14 protein-coding genes are annotated in these 15,664 nt (G+C 54.1%); 1 reads left to right on the top strand and 13 read right to left on the bottom strand.

All coding sequences use genetic code 11. The features are described 5' to 3' along the window. Positions 1-252: 252 nt before the first annotated feature. The 12 genes from ftsY to JSQ80_RS20420 all read right to left on the bottom strand — a co-directional run bounded on the left by ftsY (position 253) and on the right by JSQ80_RS20420 (position 12,906). Positions 253-1,248, bottom strand: a complete 996-nt coding sequence (ftsY, locus tag JSQ80_RS20475) for a signal recognition particle-docking protein FtsY (protein ID WP_206096505.1) — start codon at positions 1,246-1,248, stop codon at positions 253-255. 15 nt (positions 1,249-1,263) lie between these two features. Further along, a complete protein-coding gene (gene smc / locus JSQ80_RS20470) occupies positions 1,264-4,836 on the bottom strand; it encodes a chromosome segregation protein SMC (protein WP_206096504.1) in 3,573 nt (1,190 codons plus the stop codon). Positions 4,837-5,085: 249 nt separating this feature from the next. Further along, positions 5,086-5,784, bottom strand: a complete 699-nt coding sequence (rnc, locus tag JSQ80_RS20465) for a ribonuclease III (RefSeq protein ID WP_087432789.1) — start codon at positions 5,782-5,784, stop codon at positions 5,086-5,088. 12 nt (positions 5,785-5,796) lie between these two features. After that, positions 5,797-7,035: a beta-ketoacyl-ACP synthase II gene (fabF, locus tag JSQ80_RS20460; RefSeq protein WP_087432788.1), complete on the bottom strand. Its 1,239-nt coding sequence runs from the start codon at positions 7,033-7,035 to the stop codon at positions 5,797-5,799. Positions 7,036-7,166: 131 nt separating this feature from the next. Then, on the bottom strand, positions 7,167-7,403 hold the full coding sequence (acpP, locus tag JSQ80_RS20455; RefSeq protein WP_019424938.1) for an acyl carrier protein: 237 nt from the start codon (positions 7,401-7,403) through the stop codon (positions 7,167-7,169). Between the two features lie 108 nt (positions 7,404-7,511). After that, on the bottom strand, positions 7,512-8,258 hold the full coding sequence (fabG, locus tag JSQ80_RS20450) for a 3-oxoacyl-[acyl-carrier-protein] reductase (RefSeq protein WP_206096503.1): 747 nt from the start codon (positions 8,256-8,258) through the stop codon (positions 7,512-7,514). A gap of 89 nt (positions 8,259-8,347) precedes the next feature. Beyond that, the gene (fabD, locus tag JSQ80_RS20445) at positions 8,348-9,274 is read right to left on the bottom strand and encodes an ACP S-malonyltransferase (RefSeq protein WP_206096502.1); all 927 of its coding nucleotides are present in this window, start codon (positions 9,272-9,274) and stop codon (positions 8,348-8,350) included. Between the two features lie 15 nt (positions 9,275-9,289). Further along, positions 9,290-10,276 (bottom strand): beta-ketoacyl-ACP synthase III, encoded by a 987-nt coding sequence (locus tag JSQ80_RS20440; protein WP_087432785.1) that lies wholly within the window; start codon positions 10,274-10,276, stop codon positions 9,290-9,292. A 20-nt stretch (positions 10,277-10,296) separates the two neighbouring features. Then, positions 10,297-11,286: a phosphate acyltransferase PlsX gene (plsX, locus tag JSQ80_RS20435; protein WP_206096501.1), complete on the bottom strand. Its 990-nt coding sequence runs from the start codon at positions 11,284-11,286 to the stop codon at positions 10,297-10,299. Next, positions 11,270-11,890, bottom strand: coding sequence for a transcription factor FapR (gene fapR / locus JSQ80_RS20430; protein ID WP_087432783.1), 621 nt, complete (start codon positions 11,888-11,890; stop codon positions 11,270-11,272). Before fapR ends, plsX begins: the two co-directional genes overlap by 17 nt. Before the next feature lie 278 nt (positions 11,891-12,168). Then, positions 12,169-12,342, bottom strand: a complete 174-nt coding sequence (gene rpmF / locus JSQ80_RS20425) for a 50S ribosomal protein L32 (protein ID WP_019424932.1) — start codon at positions 12,340-12,342, stop codon at positions 12,169-12,171. Between the two features lie 48 nt (positions 12,343-12,390). Further along, complete coding sequence (locus tag JSQ80_RS20420) at positions 12,391-12,906, bottom strand: YceD family protein (RefSeq protein ID WP_087432782.1); 516 nt, start codon at positions 12,904-12,906, stop codon at positions 12,391-12,393. Positions 12,907-13,127: 221 nt separating this feature from the next. On the opposite strand from JSQ80_RS20420, the gene JSQ80_RS20415 reads away from it, so the two are divergent. Next, the gene (locus JSQ80_RS20415) at positions 13,128-14,423 is read left to right on the top strand and encodes a nucleotidyltransferase (RefSeq protein WP_206096500.1); all 1,296 of its coding nucleotides are present in this window, start codon (positions 13,128-13,130) and stop codon (positions 14,421-14,423) included. Between the two features lie 124 nt (positions 14,424-14,547). Here the strand turns inward: JSQ80_RS20415 and JSQ80_RS20410 are convergent, their stop codons facing one another. Beyond that, positions 14,548-15,609, bottom strand: coding sequence for a YlbL family protein (locus JSQ80_RS20410; RefSeq protein WP_206096499.1), 1,062 nt, complete (start codon positions 15,607-15,609; stop codon positions 14,548-14,550). Between the last annotated feature and the right edge of the window lie 55 nt (positions 15,610-15,664).

Raw genomic sequence — 15,664 nt, 5'->3', positions numbered from 1 at the left:
CTTTCCATCAGAAAATCGATATCGAGGCACTACGTTTTTTCATCTAAGAAAAAATATCACTACCGTTCATAATCTAATCCGGGAATTATTCCGCATATGCAAGGCAATCGGTTGCTGCCACTCTCTCTATCCGCCCCCCTGATTGAAGGGGAGAGTGAAGCAAAAGCTCGAACAGCCCCCCCATCTCCAAGATCAAAAAAAGGCGCCCCTCGAAGGGACGCCTCGCAAATGCCAACTGCTTTCTATAGCAGCTTATTCGGCATCCTTTTGCTCTTGTTCTTGAATGAGTCCGGCAAACAAAGCATGGACGAATTGCTCGGAATCGAATTCCTGCAAATCTTCCATCTTCTCCCCAAGACCGACGAGCTTCACCGGCAAATTCAGCTCTTGGCGAATCGCGATAACGATTCCGCCTTTTGCCGTGCCGTCCAGCTTCGTCAGCACCAACCCAGTGACGCCGCTCTTCTCGCCGAACAGCTTCGCCTGGCTGAGCGCGTTCTGGCCTGTCGTCGCATCGAGCACCATCAGCACTTCATGCGGCGCATCCGGAATTTCACGCTGAATGACGCGGAAGATCTTGTTCAGCTCTTCCATTAGATTCGACTTGTTTTGCAGACGTCCGGCCGTATCGCATAACAGCACATCGACACCGCGCTGCTTCGCCGCCTGCACAGCGTCGAACATGACAGCTGCCGGATCGGAACCGGCCTGCTGCTTAATGACATCCACGCCGACGCGTTGTCCCCATACCTCCAGCTGCTCGATGGCGCCTGCTCGGAACGTGTCACCGGCCGCAAGCAGAACCGATTTCCCCTGCTGCTTGAACCGATGGGCAAGCTTGCCGATCGTCGTTGTCTTGCCGACGCCGTTGACCCCGACGAACAAAATGACCGTCATGCCATCCGAGTTCATGTTCAGCTTATTAGATTCGTCGCCACGCAGCAGCCCTACCAGCTTCTCAGACAGGACCGGCTGCAGCTCGGCCGCATCTTCGATTTTCCGTTTCTTTACTTCGTCGCGAAGCTCGTCAATCAAGTTCATCACGGTCGTGACGCCGACGTCTGCGCCGATAAGTATTTCTTCCAGTTCTTCATAGAACTCTTCATCAATCTTTTTGCGGCGGGTAATAAGCTCAGCTACCTTTTCCACAAAGCCTTTGCGCGACTTTTCCAAGCCTTCCTTGAAAATATTCGTTACGGATTCGGTCTTTGCCGCAATGCTTTCTTTCAGTTTCTTAAAAAAACTCATGCGCTCCTCCGCTCCTTATGCAATAATTGCCTCATCATCTTCCAGTCTGACAGATACGAGTTTCGATACGCCGCCTTCCTCCATCGTAACACCGTACAACACGTCCGCTTCCTCCATTGTGCCTTTGCGGTGCGTTACGACGATAAACTGTGTCTGCTCGGAAAATTCCCGCAAATATTGTGCGAAACGAGTTACGTTGGCTTCGTCCAGAGCCGCTTCTACCTCGTCCAACACACAGAACGGCACAGGCTTGACGTGCAAAATGGCGAACAAGAGCGCCATGGCTGTAAGGGCGCGTTCCCCTCCCGACAGCAACTGCAGGTTCTGCAGCTTCTTGCCTGGCGGCTGCGCGACGATGTCGATGCCCGTCTCCAATATGTTGTCGGGTTCAATCAAGACGAGATCTGCCCGGCCGCCGCCGAACAGTTTCGCAAATACGACGACGAATTGCTTGCGTATCTCGTCAAATGTCGATTTGAACCGCTTCGACATCTCCTCGTCCATCTCGCGAATGACCTCGTACAGCGTCGTCTTCGCTTCGATCAGATCGTCCTTCTGCTTGCTCAAATATTGATAACGCTCGTTCACGCGTTCGAACTCTTCAATCGCGCCTAGGTTGACTTCGCCAAGAGCGGAAATTTGCCGCTTCAACTCGCGGACCTCTTGCTGCGCCTCTTCAATGTTGTCCGGCACCGCATAGCGATGCTTCGCCAGCTCGAAGCTGATTTCGTACTCGTCGCTCAGCTTGCGCAACAAATTGTCAAGCTCGACGTCCAGACGGTTCGCTTGAATCTCCGTCTGGCGCATAGCCTCTTCCACCTGCTTTAATTCCGTGCGCTGCTCTTTCGTATCGCTTTCCGCTAGCTCGAGCCGCTGTACGGATTGAGTCCGGTCAGCACGCTTGAACTCGATCTGCTTTCCGGTTTCCTGCTTCTTCACCCCGAAGTGGTTCAAGTCCTCGGTCTGCTTCATCGTTTCGCGCTCGACCGTTTCAAGATCGATTTGAACTTGAATGAGCCCTTGCGTCAGGTGCGTATATTCTTGCTCATACCCGGCCGCTTCCTGCTGTGCGCGCTTTAATTGCTCTTGCAAGGAGAACATTTCTTGGTCCAGCTTCCCTTGCCGAACCTTCATGTCCGTCAGCTGCGTCTGCAGCTCTTCCTTGACGGACTCGTTCGCCTTGCGGGCGGATTCCGCAGATTCAATGGAGACATGCAAACGGTCCTCTTCGATCTTTAGCTCGGCAAGGCGCATTTCCGCCGTCTGGCGTCCCGCATCGAGCACAGCCATCTCCTCTGCTGCATGTGTCAGCTCCTGGCCTTCCATCTCAAGCGTTTCCGCCAGCTGGCGTTCTTCCTTCTCCAGCTGCGCCAGATCGCTTGCCAGCTGCTGCTCGCTTAGACGTTTGCTCTCGCCTTGCTCGCGCAGGTCATCGAGGCGCTTTACTCCGCTTGTCGTGAGCTGCTTCAATTCCGTTATGGACTCGGTTAGCTTGGCGAGCTGCTTGTCCGTCTCTTTAATCTCGGCATCCAGCTGTTCAATCTGGCGTTTTCTGCCGAGCAGATTGGCGCTCTTCTTATTCAAGCTGCCGCCTGTCATCGAGCCGCCCGCATTCACCACGTCCCCTTCGCGGGTGACAACGCGGTAACGGTACTGCAGCTTCGCGGCAATGCGGTTCGCATCTTCGAGCGTCTCTGCAATGACGACGTTGCCCAGCAGGCTGCCTACAATGTTGGCGTAGGCCTTGTCCGTCTTGACCAAGTCCGCTGCCACGCCAATCATGCCGTCCAATCCCTCTACGATGCGACGATCCGAATCGTGTATCGTACGGCTGCGAATGACATCGAGCGGCAGGAACGTTGCCCGCCCCAATTGACGCTGCTTCAAGAACGTAATCGCGGCGCGGGACACCACTTCGTTCTCCATGACGATGTGCTGCAATGCCGCACCGAGCGCGGTCTCAATCGCCGTCTCCAGCTCTTCCGGCACGCGGATGAGCTCTGCCACGGCCCCGTGTACGCCCTGCAATCCATTCGGACGGCGTGCCGCCTTCAGCACCTCGCGCACGCCGAGCATAAAGCCGTCAAAGTCGTTTTGCAGCTCCTTCATCGTATCGCGGCGGGAAACTAAAGCGTCGGCTTTCTGCTGCCATTTCCGCGCGGCCAGCTGCGTCTCGTCAAGCAGCGCTTCATCTTTCTTCAACTGCTCGCTTTCCTGCATATAGCGGTTGCGGATATATGCCAAATCATCCGCCAGCGTCTCGCTTCGAAGCTTCGTATCGTCGATACGCTTGCTCAGGTCCTTCTGTTCCTGCTCGCGCTTGTTCCGCCCCTGCTTCATTTTATCGAGACGCTTCTGCAGCGCTTCCTTCTGTTGATCGTAGTAGCGGATATCGTTGCGCTGCTGCGCCATTTGATTCATGATTTCAAGCAGCTCGCCCTTAAGGCTTTCTTCCGCGTCTGAGCTTGTCCCGCCAACTACGCCGACCAGCTTCGCTTCCTCCGCATGAATATGGCGCCGGATCTCGGCGAGCTCCGTCTCTACCGCAGTCAGCTTCTCCTGCACGGCATGCACTTCCAACTGCTTGGCCCGCATCCGTTCGGACGTCGTCGCTAGCGTCGACTTCATCTGCTGCTCATTGGCCGTCAGGTTGCGCTTGCGTTCACGCAGCACTTCCCCTTGACCTTCGCATTTCTCGTACTCCTCACTATAGTGCAGCAAAGTCGTCTGCAGCCGTTCGAGCTCTTCTTCCAGCTTGCGCAGCTCGACACGGTGCACTTCCAGCTTCGCATCATGCTCGCTCACTACCGTCGACAGTGCCAGCTCCCGTTCCTTCAGCGAGGCCAGCTTATCGTTCGCCTGCTGCCATGACAGGTGCAGCTGCTCAATTTGGTGGACGTAGACGGCAATTTCTTTTGTCTTCAACCATTCCCGCAGCTGCTTATAATGACGCGCTTTCTCGGACTGCTCTTTCAACGGTCCAATCTGATCCTCAAGCTCGACGACCAGATCGTGAATGCGAAGTAAATTTTGCTCCGTTTCATCCAGCTTCTTCTTCGCATCCCGTTTGCGGGATTTGTATTTCACGATACCGGAAGCCTCTTCGAAAATGCCGCGGCGATCCTCTGAGCGCGTGCTCAAAATTTCTTCTATCCGTCCCTGTCCGATGATGGAGTACGCTTCTTTTCCTATCCCCGTATCCATGAACAGTTCCGTTATATCTTTCAACCGGCACGCCTGTTTGTTGATAAAATATTCACTGTCTCCACTGCGGTGAACACGCCGGGTAACCGTTACTTCATTAAAATCCAACGACAGTGCCTGGTCGCTGTTGTCCAGCGTCAATGACACTTCCCCTACGTTTACCGCTTTACGAGCATCGCTGCCCGCAAAGATGATGTCCTCCATCTTCCCGCCCCGGAGGGATTTGGCGCTCTGTTCGCCCAGCACCCAACGGATGGCGTCAGAGATGTTGCTCTTTCCGCTGCCGTTCGGACCAACGACACCGGTAATTCCCTGAACGAACTCCAATTCCGTCCGATCCGCGAACGATTTAAAGCCCGCCAGTTCTAACCGTTTTAAGAACATCGTCCTTCAATCACCTCAACGTTTATTGTACCATATCGCTATTCCGGTTCGACGCTCTCTTTTGCTGCCGCCCTTGTTGCTTGGAGTGTTCAAAAAAGGAACTTTTTGAACGACTTCTTAACGTAGCTTCGGACAAAGAAAGAGCAAAAACCAGCCTGTACACGGAATGTCCTCCGCTTCGTCCCGCGCGCTGTTCTTTGCTCTTTCTGCGAAACCGGCCGACGACGAAGCGCCGGCCTTTACAGTACGTTATGATTTCGGAATGACTAACTGCTCGAGTGCCTGCGCCGCCGCTTGCTGTTCGGCTTCTTTCTTCGAACGGCCGATACCGCGGCCCAGACATTCTTCTCCCATGAAAACTTCGGACACGAACTCCCGCTCATGTGCCGGCCCGCGTTCCTCCACAATACGATACTCAAGCGCGCCTAAATTGTGATGCTGCGTCAGTTCCTGCAGCTGCGTTTTGTAATCATTCGTCTGCAGCTTGCCGTCGAGCGTAATCTGAGGGAAGATGTGACGGCGCAGAAATTCACGAGCCGCCTCCAACCCTTGATCCAAATAAAGCGCGCCGATAAACGATTCAAAGACATCGGCCAACAACGCAGGCCGTGTTCGCCCGCCTGTCAGCTCTTCTCCCTTGCCTAGCAGCACATATTTGCCAAAGTTCAGCTGATTGGCAAACTTGACGAGAGAAGGCTCGCACACGATGGATGCCCGCATCTTGGTCAATTCTCCTTCGGGCCGTGTCGGACATTGATGAAACAAAAATTCAGACACCGTCAGCTCCAACACAGCATCGCCCAAAAACTCAAGGCGTTCATTGTCTTGGTGCTGACCGAAGCGATGTTCGTTTACATAGGAAGCATGGGTAAACGCCTGTTTTAACAGCTGCCTGTTACGAAAATGAATGTTCAGTTTCTGCTGTAACTGCTTCAATTCTACACTCAACAGTCTGACTCCTTATGCTTCGAATTTCTTCAAGACAAGCGTAGCGTTGTGTCCTCCGAATCCGAATGAGTTCGACATGGCTACCTTCACGTCCGCTTGGCGCGGCACATTCGGCACGTAGTCCAGGTCGCATTCAGGATCTTGATTCTCCAAGTTAATCGTTGGCGGAATGATGCCGCGCATCAAGGCCAAGCCACATATGACCGCTTCAACGCCGCCGGCCGCGCCAAGCAAATGTCCCGTCATCGATTTCGTCGAACTTACCGCTACCTTATATGCATGTTCCCCTAAAGCGTTTTTAATCGCCTTTGTTTCCGATTTGTCCCCGACTGGCGTGGACGTGCCATGCGCATTAATGTAATCAATCTGCTCCGGCTTCAATTCCGCATCGCGAATGGCGCGCGTCATGCATTGCGCCGCCCCTGTCGGATCCGGCTCGGTCATATGATGCGCATCGGCGCTCATCCCATAGCCTGCCACTTCCGCATAGATACGGGCACCGCGCTGCAATGCATGCTCCAGCGATTCGAGCACGAGGACGCCGGCGCCTTCGCCCATTACGAACCCGTCCCGATCGACATCGAAAGGACGGCTCGCGCGCTCAGGCTCGTCATTGCGCGTAGACATCGCCCGCATGGAACAGAATCCAGCCATTCCGATTGGACGAATCGTTGCTTCAGCGCCGCCGCAAATCATGACATCTGCGTCGCCGCGCTGAATAATCTTGAAAGCGTCTCCGATGGAATGCGTCCCTGTCGCACACGCGGACACTGCCGCCGTGTTCGGTCCGCGCGCGCCCACTGTCATGGACACTTGGCCGGAAGCCATGTTCGCGATCATCATCGGAATGAAGAAAGGACTGACGCGCTTTACGCCTTTTTCCATCAAAATCGTATGCTGCTCTTCCCAAGTTCCGAGACCCCCGATACCCGAGCCGACAATAACGCCGACACGATCCGGATCGGTCTGTTCTTTCACATTCAGCTTTGCATCCTCCAGAGCGTTCTTGCTGGCCGCCACGGCAAATTGGACAAAACGGTCCATTCTGCGCGCTTCCTTCTTGTCCATGTACGCTTCGGGATTAAAGTCTTTCACGGAAGCTGCAATTTGCGTCGGATAATCCGTCACATCAAATGCTTCGACTCGCGATACTCCTGACTTGCCTTCCAGCAAGCTGCTCCAAAACGTATCAAGGTCCGAACCGAGAGCGGTTACGACGCCCATGCCGGTCACCACAACCCTGTGTTTCAAAATGAACTCACCTCTATTATATACAGTACAGTACCATGATTCTATTTATCATACGCTCCGTAAGCGCATTAACATACATAATCTAATAATGAGGAGAAGTCCCGCTAGTGAAGAACGGGACTTGTACAAACTTACTTATGAGATTGTATGTAATTCACTACTTCTCCTACTGAAGTAATTTTCTCTGCGTCTTCATCAGAGATTTCCATATCAAACTCATCTTCTAATTCCATCACCAATTCCACAACATCGAGGGAATCAGCGCCGAGATCATCTTTAAAAGATGCTTCAAGCGTTACTTCCGCTTCATCTACACCAAGACGCTCAATGATGATGCGTTTTACACGCTCCAACACTTCTGCTGACATCCGGTTCACCTCCTCTTTGGTATTATACGAGAAATCGTTTTAAATTGCCATATTAAAACGGCTAACAAAAAAATGCTTAAAGTCTATGTTTTCATAGACTGGAAAGCCCTACATATACATGCCGCCATCGACATGAACCGTCTGTCCGGTCATATATTCGGCATCCTCCGAAGCGAGGAAGCGCACCGTCTTGGCAATATGCTCCGGCTGCCCCAGACGGGCGAGCGGAATTTGCGCAAGCAGCTGCTCCCTGTATTCCCCGGGCAGCGCGTCTGTCATATCGGTTTCAATGAAACCGGGTGCGACGCAATTGACCGTAATGCCGCGGGAAGCAAGTTCGCGCGCGGATGCCTTCGTCAGGCCGATGACGCCTGCTTTGGCCGCAACGTAGTTCGCTTGCCCTGGATTGCCGAGCACGCCTACGACGGAAGAGATATTAATGATGCGCCCCGAGCGTTGTTTCATCATCGGGCGAGTGACCGATTTAATGCAATTGAACACGCCTTTCAGGTTCGTTTCAATGACTTGGTCGAACTCTTCTTCTTTCATGCGCATAATTAAATTATCTCTTGTAATGCCGGCATTATTCACCAGAATGTCAATTCGCCCCATCTGTTCCAAGGCTGTCTTGACAAGCTGATCGGCTTCGTCCGCTTTGCCTACGTTCGCTTTGACCGTTATTGCTTTGCGCCCTAATGCCTCAATGGCCGCTGCCGTATCGTTAGCCGCAGCTTCGCTTCCGGCGTAATTCACGACGACGTCTGCCCCGGCGTCCGCCAGACTGAGCGCGATAGCTCGTCCGATACCGCGCGAAGCTCCTGTTACGACAGCAACTTTGCCTTCCAAGCTGGACATCGGTATTCCCCTCCCTTGACAGGTTCCGGGCGCACGCCGCAGCGGGCTGCGCCCGATTAGTTGTTATTGCTGGCTCCGAAGCTTTGTATCTATAATTCGCAAGTCTCGATTGCTTCCAAGCTATTAATCGAAATAACGCGCACGGAATTGTCAATTTTTTTCATGAGCCCTGCCAACACCGAACCCGCTCCGATTTCGACAAACGTATCCACGCCTTGTCCGATCATATAACGAACGCTGTCCTCCCATAGAACAGGCGAGAATACCTGTTCGACAAGCAATTGCCGGATGCGCTCTCCTTGCTCCTCGGAATGGGCTGACACATTGGCAACAACCGGGATCCGGGCATTGCGCATCGATACATCACGCAGCGCCTCTCCCAATCGCTCCGCAGCCGGCTTCATCAGCGTCGAATGGAACGGGCCGCTCACTTCGAGCTGGCGGACGCGCTTGGCGCCAGCCTCTTTCCCGCGTTCCGCCACCGCTTGAACTCCGGCATTCGAGCCGGATACAACGATCTGTCCCGGACAGTTGACGTTGGCCATTTCGACAAGCGCCGTCGCGGCGGTGATGTCTTCGCAGAGCGCGCCCAATCGTTCGCGATCGGCGCCTAACACGGCCGCCATCGCTCCCTCACCGCCCGGAACGGCCTCTTCCATGAATTGACCGCGTTGACGCACGATAGCAACGGCATCCTCGAAGCTGAGCACCCCGGCAATGACAAGTGCGCTGTATTCGCCCAGACTGTGTCCAGCGACATAATCCGGTTGAATTCCTCTGGCTTCGAACGCCTTGTATAGCGCATAGCTAGTCGTCAAAAGAGCCGGCTGCGTATTCGCCGTCTGCTTCAGCTCGCTGTCCGGACCATTGAACACCATCTCGCCGAGCGGGAAGCCAAGCATGCGTTCAGCCGTTTCGAACGCCTCGCGTGAAGCCGGTACAGCGTCATATACATCCTTGCCCATTCCAACTGCTTGCGACCCTTGTCCTGGAAAGATAAATGCTATTTTGCCCATGTTGTCCTCTCCTTTTTACCACTCAATGACCGAAGCGCTCCAAGTCAAGCCGCCGCCGAAGCCGACAAGAAGAATCGTGTCTCCCTCGCGGACTCGTCCTTCCTCTACCGCTTCTGCCAGCGCAAGCGGAATCGATGCCGCCGATGTGTTGGCATAACGCGGCAAATTGATCATGCACTTCTCTTCCGGCAAGTTCAAGCGATCAAGCGCAGCATGAATGATGCGCGTATTCGCCTGATGCGGAACGAGAAGATCGATATCTTCTTTGGTCTTGCCGGCTTTGGCAAGCGCCTCTTCCGCCGCGCTTCCCATAATGCGCACGGCAAACTTGAATACTTCACGACCGTTCATATAAATATAATGGCGTTTGTTCTGAACCGTTTCGCTCGAAGCCGGCATACGCGATCCGCCTGCTTCCAGCTTCAGCAGCTCGCCCCCGCCCCCATCCGCGCCAAGCACGAACGATTTGAACCCGCGTCCTTCCGGAACAGGCCCCAATACGGCTGCGCCCGCGCCGTCGCCGAATAGGATGCACGTATTGCGATCCGTGTAATCCGTAATCCGGGATAAGCATTCCGCTCCGATAACTAAAGCATATTTGTATATCCCCATCGCGATAAAGTTGCTCGCATTGGCCAGTCCATATACGAAGCCCGAGCAAGCCGCGGACAAATCAAAGGCAGCGGCGCGCTTCGCGCCGAGGCGTTCCTGGACAAGGCAGGCCGTCGACGGGAACGTCGTATCCGGCGTAACGGTAGTCACCACAATCAAATCTAACTGTTCAGCCGTAATGCCGGCTGCTGTGAGCGCCTGTTCAGCCGCATGAAACGCCAGATCCGACGTCGCTTCATGCTCCGCAGCAATGCGCCGCTCTTTGATTCCCGTACGGGACACAATCCATTCATCGCTCGTCTCGACCAATTTTTCCATATCGCTGTTGGTCAACACGCGTTCGGGTACATATTTCCCAGTACCGATAATGCCAACCGAACGCAAACTCATTACGCATCACTCACTTCCAGCTATTTAGTTCCTCCGACTCCCATTGAAATCGTGTGAATTAATTCGTTCTGCAGCGCCATCCGCGCCTGGCGAATGGCATTCTCGATCGCACGCGAATCCGAAGAGCCGTGCGCCTTAATGACCAGGCCGTTCAATCCGAGCAGCGGAGCCCCGCCATGCTCCTTGTAATCCATAATCTTGCGCAGACGCTTCAAGCCGGGCATCAAAATAGCCGCAGCAAGCTTCGTATACCAAGAACGGGTAAATTCCTTCTTAAGCACGCCGAATAGCGAACCTGCTGTTCCTTCCAGCGACTTCAGCATGACGTTGCCGACAAATCCGTCGCAGACGAGCACGTCACAGTTGCTCTCCAGCACGTCCCTCGCCTCGACGTTGCCGACAAAGTGAATCGGCAATTCAGCAAGCTGCGGGTACACAAGCTTCGTAAGTTCATTGCCCTTCATCGCTTCCGTTCCGACGTTAAGCAGCCCAACTCGCGGCTTCGCTATGCCGTGCACCTTCTCCCGGTAAATGCTCCCCATAAGCGCATATTGCACGAGATGCTCCGGCTTCGCATCCATATTGGCTCCTAAATCGAGCGCAAGCACTCCCCGGCCGTCCATCGTCGGAATCATCGGCGCCAAGGCCGGCCGTTCGACGCCGTTCATTCGTCCGACGACCAAGAGACCGGTCGTCATCAAAGCGCCTGTATTGCCGGCAGAAATCATGCAGTCCGCCTCGCCTTCACGCACCATTCGGCCGGCAACGACCATAGAGGCTTCCTTCTTGCGCCTTACCGCCTTCACGGGCTCGTCATCTGCGTCAATCGTATCCGGAGCGTGCACAATACGGACATTCGACGGCCGGGCCGCCATCAACGGCAACAGCTTCCCTTCGTCCCCAACCAGCAGCAATTCAATGTCAGACCACTCTTTCGCGGCCGCAAGCGCTCCTTCCACATTGCACTTCGGCGCATGATCTCCACCCATGGCATCAATGGCGATTCTCATGCTCGTCCCCTCCTTCGCTGCCGTTCATCGCACCGGCTGAGCGGTAAATGATAAAATGACCTTGGAATACCATTTCTTCGCCGACATAGCTGAACACTTCGACCTTCGCTTTGCTTCGTACCCCTGAGATGGAACGCACGTAAGCTTTGGCAATGCACTTCTCGCCCAGCTTGACCGACCGGACGAATCGAATGTCTGCCGATGCCGTGAGCGCAATCTCCTCATTGATGACAGCGACCGCAAGCGAATTGGCCTGCGCAAACAGATGATGTCCGCGGGCGATGTGCGTCCTTGAGAAGACATGCTCTTCCCTAATTTCGAAAATGGAAATCCCGCTCCTATCCAACTGCAGATCCACAATGTCGCCGATGACCTCGTGAAGCGGCAAGGAACGCACTTGATCGTAAGATCGTTCAGCCATCAACTTCAATCGTTCTCTCAGTTCAGGAATCCCCAATTCCATTCGATCCAGACGAATGGTTTGGATGCTTACCTTCAGCATGCGGGTTAATTCTTGATCTGTTACGAACGGGTTCTCTTCAATGATTTTGACCAACTGCTGTTGGCGTTGTCGTTTAGGTAAACGCTCGATGTCCCGCACCACCTTTGTTCCTTTGAACCTAAGCTTGGTCCGTCCGGCTGTCGCCGCATGGAACTCATTATGAGTTGTTCAAAAAGCACCTTTTTGAACACGCACGTTTATGTATATCGTAAATCATTTTGCATGATTTGAACAATCGCGTTGATGCACAGTTTAGAACCTGGTACTAAAAGTAGTATATATAAAAACGCCGTCAAAAGAAAGGACCAGTTTTTGATATAACAAAAAAAGTAGCACCTCACTTGTGATGAAGCACTACCTTTTCCCGTATGGATATACGATTACTGTTTGATAATCTCTCTTGCTTTGTATGTTCCGCACACTTTGCATACATGGTGCGCCAATTTCAATTCACCGCACTGCTCGCACTTTACCATGCCAGGTACGGACAATTTGAAGTGCGTACGGCGCTTGTCACGACGTGTTTTGGACGTTCTTCTTTGAGGTACTGCCATGTTTACACCTCCTTACCCAAGTTACGTGTTGCTTCTACTGTCAGCTGTTTATTTCTTAAAGAAATCTTGTAACCCCGCGAGTCTCGGGTCGATGCGCTCATTCCGGCAATCGCAAGATTGCTCGTTGCGGTTCGTGCCGCATGTCGGGCACAGCCCCTTGCACGTGTCGGCGCATAACGGCGCGAACGGCAAATTGACAAAGAGCGCCTCTTCCACATAAGGCTGTAAGTCGACAAGGTTCTCCGTCACCGAAATGACATCGTCCTCCTCGCCTTCCGCAGGAAGATCAGTAGAGTCCGTCAGCTTAAATTGCTCATCAAACGGAATGACATATGTGTCGGTAAACGACTTTAAGCAACGAGAGCATACAAGTTCCAGCGTAGCGGTCAGTTGACCATGCACGCCAACACTTCCGTCGCCTTCCGCTTTCACCGTCAAATCGACATCAACCGGCTTCGAGATGGAAACGTCATTGCGATTCCGCACAATGTCGTCAGCTGCAAACGCTGAATGAATCTGCGCTTCCTCTCCTTTTACGGCAACGTCACGATAATGAAATTCCATATATCATCACTCCAAACAAACAAAATTAATTATAGCGATTAACGTCATGCTTTGTCAACCAAATTCGTTTGACAGTTTCTCAGGGACAGGACAAGATCCGTTTCTATTGAAATTCATTAATCCATGGTATGATTTGATTGATACCGCGAACGAATTGCCGTGAAAATCATCCATTGACATACCATATTACCGCATTCCGCGCCTGAAAGGAAGAGACGTGAATGAGAACCGTCGGAATTATCGTGGAATACAACCCGATGCACAATGGTCATTTATATCATCTCCAACAATCCAAAAAATGTGCAGGCGCCGATGCGGCGGTCGCCGTCATGAGCGGTCATTTTCTGCAGCGCGGCGAACCGGCGCTGGCGGACAAATGGGCGCGCACGGACATGGCGCTCGCGGGCGGCGTCGATCTCGTGCTGGAGCTGCCGATCGCATACGCCGTTCAACCCGCCGAGTGGTTCGCCTATGGCTCTGTGGCGACGCTGCAGGCGACCGGGGTCGTCGATGCGCTCTGCTTCGGCAGCGAGCAAGGCGACTTGCGTCCGCTCGAGCAAGCGGCCGCCGCGCTTGTGAAGGAGCCGATAGGCTTTGCCCGCCGCTTGCGGGAGGAACTGAAGGCGGGACGCAGCTACCCGGCCGCTTACGCCTGCGCCGCAGGACACGCCCTGGAGGATGGCGGCGCAGAAGCCGCGGATACGGGCATATCCCTGCGTTCCGCCCACACCGCAACCGGAGGCGGCATGAATTGGCTCGCCGAGCCCAACAATTCGCTCGGCCTGCACTACATGCTTGCATTGCGCAGGCTGCGGAGCGACATCGAGCCCTTCACGATCGGGAGACGGCAGGCCGGATATCATGATGAGAACGTATCCAACCACCCGATTGCGAGCGCTACGGCGATTCGCCGCCTGTGGGCAGAGACGGGCAACGTGCAAGCATGCTCCCCTTATATTCCACAGCCCACGCTGAAAATATTGGAGCAGGAAATGGCAGGCGGCAGAGCCCCGATGGGGTGGGAGCGTTTTGTGCGCGAACTGTTGTATCAGCTCCATTTGCTATCACCCGAAGCGCTGGCTCAGCATCTCGAGGTGACGGAAGGGTTGGAGCACCGCATCAAGCAAGCGCTGCAGCGCTTGAAGGATCCTAGCGTCGAAGCGCTTTTGAATGAATTGAAGACGAAGCGGTATACACGCACGAAATTGCAGCGCACGCTCGCACACATTTTGCTTCATCACGACAAGTTTCACTTCGGACCGGATGCCATTGCGCAAGGCCCTTCATACATCCGGGTGCTTGGCTTTAGCGATCACGGCCGAATGCTGCTGAAGCGAATGAAGAAGACCGCCGAGCTTCCCGTCGTCTTGAGCGTCAGCCGGGAGAATGCCGGCCTCGGCGGGTTCTCGGGCATACCGGCCGACACGCGCGCAACCGCCTTGTACGCGAACGCCTTCACTCCATGGAATGCGCGCGCCGCCTTTCGGGACTACTATGAGGCGCCGCGCCGGATATAGCTGCGCTTCATGACGAAAGACAGGCGGTCGGCTTCTATGCCAACCGCCTGTCTCCCGCCTGCTTATCGGGCTTTCCCGGTCACCTGCGCTGTGACGCTGGCTTTGCTTGCGGTATTCCCCACCGCTACTTCGCCGGTCCGAGCTGCTCGATGGCCTGAAGCGCATCCTGCAGCGTCCGGACTGGAACGAGCTTCATCTTCGTATTCATGTTCTTCAGCTTCGCCTGCGCTTCCTCGTAGTTGCCTTCCGGCACCAGGAATAGCTCGGACCGTTCCCGATCGGCCGCTACAACTTTATGCCGAACCCCGCCGATCGGGCCGACATTGCCTTCCGGATCGATTGTTCCGGTTCCGGCAATGCGGTGGCCTTGGGTCAGATCGCCGGGGGACAACCGATTAATCAGCTCCAGCGTGAACATCAGCCCCGCAGAAGGACCTCCGATATCGCTTTCTTTAAAAGTTACAGTTTTATTGCGGTCTGCGGGAATGGCATCCTTTTTCTCCCCGTAATAAAGGCCAAATCCGACCCGCTTCTTGCTCGGGTCATTGCCATCCTGGATTTCAACCAGCGTAGCATTGACGGACTTCTCTTCTTGGCCGCGCTGCACCTTGAGCTGCAACGTTTCCCCTGCTTTGCGCCCCTGCAGCGCCTGCTGCAAATCAGCGAATTCATTGACCTTCACTCCGTCCACTTCCATAATGCGGTCGTTCGTCTGTAATTCATTATGGGCAAGCTTTGGGTCATTGGAGACGACATATATGCCTTGCGACTCCAACTTGTAGGGTATGTTTAGTTGGTTATAAGCGGCCAACACGGCGCCTAGCTGGGAATTACTCATATTGAACATTTGTTCTGTCGCATACTCCTGTTCGGTTCTTCCGCGGAGAGATTCCTCTTTTTTGCCGAATTCAGCATTCGGATCGAACGCTTTCCACACTAACAGGGCAATATTGGCATATGTCCGGCGCACCGTTGTCAACATGAACGTTCCTGCCTCGGTGTCGTCTCCCGCCTTCACGTTGACCATCGGCTTCACTTCCTCGGCGCTGCCCGGCGTAAATATGACATAAGGCGTTGGCATATATACCATGACATACATGAAGAGGAGTCCGGCGAAGAACCATTTCCAGCCATGCATCCGTGGCCGCGTCGGCTTGCGGCCATGCTGCATCGTCTCTTCTCGCATCGCTCCCTACCTCCCTTGCTGCTTTCATCTTTATTCCATACAAGCAAGACGCGGC

It is taken from the genome of Paenibacillus apiarius (assembly GCF_017052585.1).
GTDB classification, from domain to species: Bacteria; Bacillota; Bacilli; order Paenibacillales; family Paenibacillaceae; genus Paenibacillus_B; species Paenibacillus_B apiarius.
This window is presented reverse-complemented; position numbering and strand designations above follow the sequence as displayed.